Source organism: Anabaena sp. FACHB-1237, from assembly GCF_014696225.1.
Taxonomy (GTDB): Bacteria; Cyanobacteriota; Cyanobacteriia; order Cyanobacteriales; family Nostocaceae; genus FACHB-1237.
Window position 1 is genome coordinate 1 of sequence record NZ_JACJPV010000091.1, and the last position, 1,987, is coordinate 1,987.

At 31.2% G+C, this 1,987-nt stretch carries 1 protein-coding gene; it reads left to right on the forward strand.

What is annotated here, in order from left to right; translation table 11 throughout:
• The coding region (locus tag H6F32_RS20170; RefSeq protein WP_313926676.1) for a type ISP restriction/modification enzyme at positions 1-1,712 on the forward strand (1,712 nt) is incomplete at its 5' end.
• Positions 1,713-1,987: the final 275 nt, after the last annotated feature.

Below are 1,987 nucleotides of genomic sequence, written 5' to 3' on the forward strand. Positions count from 1 at the left end.
TAAATGGTCAAGATACTATTTCTAGTAGTAAAACAGCAAGTTATTTTGAAGTTGACGGAAAATCTTTAGGTGAAAAAAATCCTAAATGGTTAAATGATGATTATGTAAAATTTATCCGTTTTAGTCAGTGGAGAATTGAAAAAACAGGTTATGGGGTTTTAGCTTTTATTACCAATCATGGATATTTAGATAATCCCACTTTTCGGGGAATGCGTCAAAGTTTGATGCAAACCTTTGATGAAATTTATGTTTTAGATTTACATGGTAATAGTAAAAAGAAAGAAGTTTGTCCTGATGGTTCAGCAGATAAAAATGTTTTTGATATTCAGCAAGGGGTAGCAATTGGATTTTTTATTAAATATAGGAATAAAGAAGAAAATAGTCAGAAACAATTAGCCACGGTTTATCATGCTGATTTATGGGGTTCTAGAGAAGTTTATGAAAATAAACAGTTAGTTGGTGGTAAGTATCATTGGTTAGGGGAAAATGATATTAGTTCTACTAATTGGGAAAAGTTAGCACCAAATACACCATTTTATTTATTTAAACCCCAAAATATTGATTTAAGAAGTGAATATCAAAAAATGTGGAAAATTACAGATGTAATCCCTGTTAATAGCGTGGGAATTGTAACAGCAAGGGATCATTTTACCATTCAATGGACTGAACAAGAACTCTGGAATATGCTTAATGATTTTATTAATCTTGATCCTGAAGAAGCAAGGTTAAAATATAATTTAAGTAAAGATTCTCAAGACTGGAAAATTCAGTTAGCACAACAAGACTTAAAACTATCGAATTTAGATCAAAGTAATATTGAGTCTATTCTATATCGTCCTTTTGACATTAGATATACTTACTATACAGGTAAATCTGGTGGTTTTCACTGTAGGGCGAGAGGTGAAGTAATGAAGCATTTGTTACTAGGAGAAAATTTAAACTTAGTCACTGTTCGTAAAGCACCTCCCCAAAGTAAATGTAATTTCTTTATGGTGACAGATAAAATCATTAGTAATGGTGTAATTCGTTCTGATAATCAAAGTATAGATACATCTTTTCCTCTCTATCTTTACCCAACAAATACCCCAACTCTTGATAATAATGTTGTGAATCAATGTAATCAACGTACAGCGAATTTATCTCCAGAATTTATTAAACAACTCTCCGAAAAATTAGAGTTAGAATTTATTGTAGATGGAAAAGGAGATCAAAATAAAACCTTTGGACCAGAGGATATTTTTAATTACATTTACGCTGTATTTCATTCTCCTAACTACCGTCAACGTTACGCCGAATTTTTAAAGATTGATTTTCCGCGTGTTCCTTTAACTTCCAATGCTGCGCTTTTTTGGGAATTAGTAATCAAAGGTGATAAATTAGTCAAATATCATCTGATGAAAGAAACAGGAACAGAAATTTCTACCTATCCTATTCCTGGTTCTGATATTGTGGAACAAGTGAAATATAATGAGAATCATCAACAAATTTGGATAAATTCTCAACAGTATTTTGATCAAGTTTCTCCGCAAATTTGGAATTTTTATATAGGTGGTTATCAAGTTTGTCAAAAATGGCTAAAAGATAGAAAAGGAAGACAGTTAAATTTTGATGATATTAGTCATTATCAAAATATTATTTCTATCATATCGGAAACGATGAAGATTATGGCAGATATTGATAAAATTATTGATGAATATGGAGGCTTTCCGTGATGGGTGATGAGGCCTCATATTTAGCACCATTGCTTCAGTGCGGGTTTCTATTCTACTCATTTATTTTGGTGTTCTCCCGTTGTTAAGTCTTTAAATTGAACCATAAAGATGCTAACAAGATACAATATACCGCATCTGCTAAACTTCCAGAGAAGCAAGAGTTTTTATTATGAATTATTTACAGGTTTATATTCAAGAAGTTAGTCAAATTTATCAACAACAAAATGCTACGGAACATACATATCGTCCAGCATTGAAAAAATTAATGGAATCTT